At 59.6% G+C, this 3,819-nt stretch carries 3 protein-coding genes and 1 pseudogene; all 4 read right to left on the bottom strand.

All coding sequences use genetic code 11. The features are described from left to right. A pseudogene (locus tag JNL55_RS26605) lies at positions 1-292 on the bottom strand (RraA family protein); the annotation flags it as partial. A gap of 19 nt (positions 293-311) precedes the next feature. Beyond that, entirely contained in the window at positions 312-1,976 is a 1,665-nt protein-coding gene (locus JNL55_RS26610) for a hypothetical protein (RefSeq protein WP_293861645.1), read from the bottom strand. Between the two features lie 8 nt (positions 1,977-1,984). After that, complete coding sequence (locus JNL55_RS26615; RefSeq protein ID WP_293861647.1) at positions 1,985-2,734, bottom strand: phosphatase PAP2 family protein; 750 nt, start codon at positions 2,732-2,734, stop codon at positions 1,985-1,987. Positions 2,735-2,769: 35 nt separating this feature from the next. After that, a partial coding sequence (locus JNL55_RS26620) for a TonB-dependent receptor domain-containing protein (RefSeq protein WP_293861650.1) occupies positions 2,770-3,819 on the bottom strand: 1,050 nt, incomplete at its 5' end.

The raw sequence follows: 3,819 nt of genomic DNA on the forward strand, positions 1-3,819 counted from the left end.
TCTCCGCCATTCTGGAGGTTCGCTCCACCGCGTCTTTGAACGGCTGATTGCGCTGGATGACGTTGCGCAGCGTGATCGCCGGCCCGCAAATGCGAGCCTCGCGCAACGTCACCGGCAGCGTCGATCCGGGCACGCAGCCCGCGATCCCGTGCTCATCCAACGCATCCGAAACCGCGCCAGTCATATCTTCGAGTGCCAGGAAAGCATCGATGATCGTCTGGTGGTAGCGCGGCACCTCGATCATGCCGAAGGCCTCGCGAGGGATTTTTCCGCAGAGCTTTTTGTCACTCATGAACATGGTTCCAGTTGCGTTACAGACAGCCCTTGCGATCGCGCAGCTTGCCGCCGCAGGTATTGTCCCGACCGAACAGCGCCTTCTCTCTGGCGATCAGTTCGTCGGAGAACTTCACGACTTGAAAGGCGTTGTCCCAACTGACGAACCAAACTTCTCTGGCATTGTTCGCGAACTTCACGTTGGTCACGCCATCCGCAGAGTGATACTTGGTCGCCCCGGTGGTAATGCCGGTGTCACGAAAGCTCTGATAGGGAGACGCTGCGCGCGGCGCGACACCAACCGCCGGCGGCTTGTAGTAGGCAAGCTCTCTCGGTTGTTTGATGTTGCTGATGTCGAACACCCGCAAGCCGGCCTGAAAGGAGGCACAGGCCATCAACTTCGCGTCCTGGAAATTATCGAAGTCGCAGTTGTAGCCGCTGTAGCCAAAGTCATAGAACGGCTCATTGGCGGCCACCAGACAATGCTTGGGATCTTGGATGGCCAGCTTCACTGCCGAAGCGCTGGTAGGCTGCGAACCATTGAGCTCGAACACATGCACATAGCCCCAGCCTGGCTTACCCCAACTGCAGGCTTGCTCAGCAGTGAAAGCCGGTGGACCCGAGCGGCCTCGCGTCGCCAACGGGCCGACGAACGCTCTACCGGTCGGCCCGCCACTCCACACCACGTAGCGCAAGACACCCGATGCGTCGCTTTGAAATAGATAGCGCTTGCCTGCGACAGTCACTGGGTAGGTGTAGTGACTGCTAAAGGTGTCGTGCCAATACACCGGCTCCAGCGCTGGTTTGATCTTCGCGTCGGGCTTTCGCGCCTGCACTTCGCTCACATCCGCAACGACGAGGCCCTGCGGATGCATGTCCTCGACTCGCCGCTCGTTACCAATCGAGCCGCCGATGGGAAAGTACACCGTATTACCGTCGTCACTCACCGAAATGTTGTGGAACCGGGCGAGCCGCGAATCGTCGGACGTCAACCGGGCAATGACTTTCGGATGAGCGGGATCCGAGATATCCAACGCAGACACCAAGTAGCCCTCATTCTCCTTGCTGCTTTCGTTTCGCCCGGGCGCGGCCCACAGTGTCTTGCCATCGCGCGTCAGATCGCCGGTGTGGAGCACGAAGTCCGGGATGACGCCGCTGAACTTCAGCACCGGATTCAGGCAATCCGAGATGTCGTAAATGTCCGTGGTCTTGCCGGAGCGATGGGTCTGATCGACGGCTTGCCCGATGAGCAGCCCTCGGCGCTGATGAACCACCAACGACTCATGAGCATCCAGCATGCCGGCCGACTGCAAATACCTGGCGATCTTGGGACGCGCGGAGTCCGACACATCTACCACCACGACGCCTGGATTCTTCAGCACCGGCAGCAGTTCAGGCGCTTGCCACTGCGTGAAATAGGCGCACTTGTCGGTCGTGACCAGACCCGTGTTGGCGCCGTGTTCACCTGTTTGGCTCAGCAGCTCCAGATTGCAGTTGAATGCCGCGGTCTGATGTCCCGGTCCGAAACGATCAGCCAACGGCGTTTGCCCTTGAATCCCCGATTCAGTCCGATCGTTCTTACCGCACGTTGCTTTGGTTGCCACCGGGCCCACCGGCGTCATGATCTGACTCGACGCCAGCGAATGACACGCAGGACCGAGCAACGCGGCCAACAGCACCGCTAAAGAAGTCTGGTAACGCACAGCAGTTCCTATTTGGCTTGGTCGGTGAGCTTCAGAGCCGCACGGATCTCGGCACGAGCCTTCTGGTAATCCGACTTGAACGTCGGATTCTGTGTAGCGGCGTAGAACAGAACACCTGCCGCTGTCCGCGCACCGGTGGTCGAGTCGGTCGGGAAGTGTGAGCCGCCGATGACCGGCTCCCATGCAACCGTGTCGGCTCGCGTGAAAATCTCATCGACCTTTTCGGGAACCATCGCAGCAAGCACGAAGGCCGCCGCATAGGCCTTGGCGGAATGTCCGCTCGGGTAGCTGCCAATGATGGCCTCGGCCTGCTTTCCGCCGTTGGCACTGGAAGACGCTTTGGTTCTCCCCGCCCACTCCACTTTCGTGGACAGAACAAACGGACGAGGACGATTGATACGACGCTTGGCCTTGGCCGCAGCGACCTGCACATCGTCATTCAAGCGATCGAACAGCGCCTTGGTTTCGGTCGACAATTGTTCCGGTTGCCATTGCCAGTTCAGGCCCTTCGCATAACGCAGGAAAGAGAACCGCTCATAGATCATCTCGGCCGTTTTGCGCCCCTGCTGCTCCTTCAAGACCGTCGCCAGATCCTCGGCTTCAGCGCGCGAGCCCTTCGCCGGTGCCGGCGGAATGAACGTCACCAGATCGAGATGATCAAGATCCACATAGTGGCCGCTGTTGCCATCGGCTTTCGCGATCCCCGTGGCAGCCACTAGCACTGCCCAAGCACAAACCAACACGCTGCGCACATTCATCACACGCTACCTCTTGCTCTCAACCGTGCGGCCAATCAGTTCCAGCGATATCCGAACTCGATGCCGTAGGTTCGAGGCGCTGCCGCGCTGTACATCATCAAGAGGTCCGTGGGAAACAACACCTCGGCGTATTGCTCGTTGGTCAGATTTCTGGCCCACAACTTGGCATTCCATCGCCCTTCCGGCGCAGTCCAGTTCACTGAGGAGTTCACCAGCTTGTAGCTCGGGTGCACGTTGAGGCCCTGAGTGTCGTGATTTCGCTTGCCGTGATAAGTAGCGGCGCCGACGAGTGCAAACGTGCCGAACCGAGTGGGCAGTTCATACTGGACGCTCGCGGTTCCCATCACCTTCTCGGTGTACTGCACCTGACTGCCGGTGCCATCGATACCGACCGTCCGCCAAGTAATCCCGTTGGCGTTCGGCACGTACGCAACCATGCCTTGATAGTCGGTGTACTCCGGATCCAGGTACTCGAAGGCCGTGGTCAACGTCAGGTTCGGTGTCGCGCGGAAGGTCAAGTCAACGTCGATCCCTCGGTAGCGACTGGCGGCCGCATTCGACAGCGATATCGTGCCGCCGATGTTTCTAGACACGACGACGTTGTCGACGTTGTAGAAGAACAGTGACGCGTTGGCACGCAGCCGGCCATCGAACAACATCGACTTCACACCCAACTCATAGGCATCCACTGTCACTGGCGCCAGCGGAGCGTTCGCCGATGTGTTCGCCATGTTGTAGTAGGCGCTCTGGAAGCCGGTGGAATACGAGGCGTAGCCCAACACGTCATCGCGCAGATCGTGTTCCAACACCGCTCGATACGTCACTTCGTCCCACGTGCCTTTGGGCTGTGGATTGGCCGCGGCAGCGGTGCTCAGCACCGGCGTGTATACGTTGGGAGCTGCTTCGGTGTTTCTCATGGCGGGAGCGCCATGGATACTTCTGTCATCGCGCGTATAGCGAACGCCGAGCGTGCCCCGCGTATGATCGGCGAAGATCGGTGCCGTCATTTCAGCGAACGCCGAGTAGGATTCGGTGCGCTGCTCGTTGGTCAGAATGGTCTTGACTACACCGGCCGGCGGTGCGAC

Source organism: Steroidobacter sp., assembly GCF_016790065.1.
GTDB lineage: Bacteria > Pseudomonadota > Gammaproteobacteria > Steroidobacterales > Steroidobacteraceae > Steroidobacter.

Coding starts and splice junctions, on each gene's coding strand:
- JNL55_RS26615 (WP_293861647.1), bottom strand. CDS start 2,734: ATGAATGTGCGCAGCGTGTTGGTTTGTGCTTGGGCAGTGCTAGTGGCT.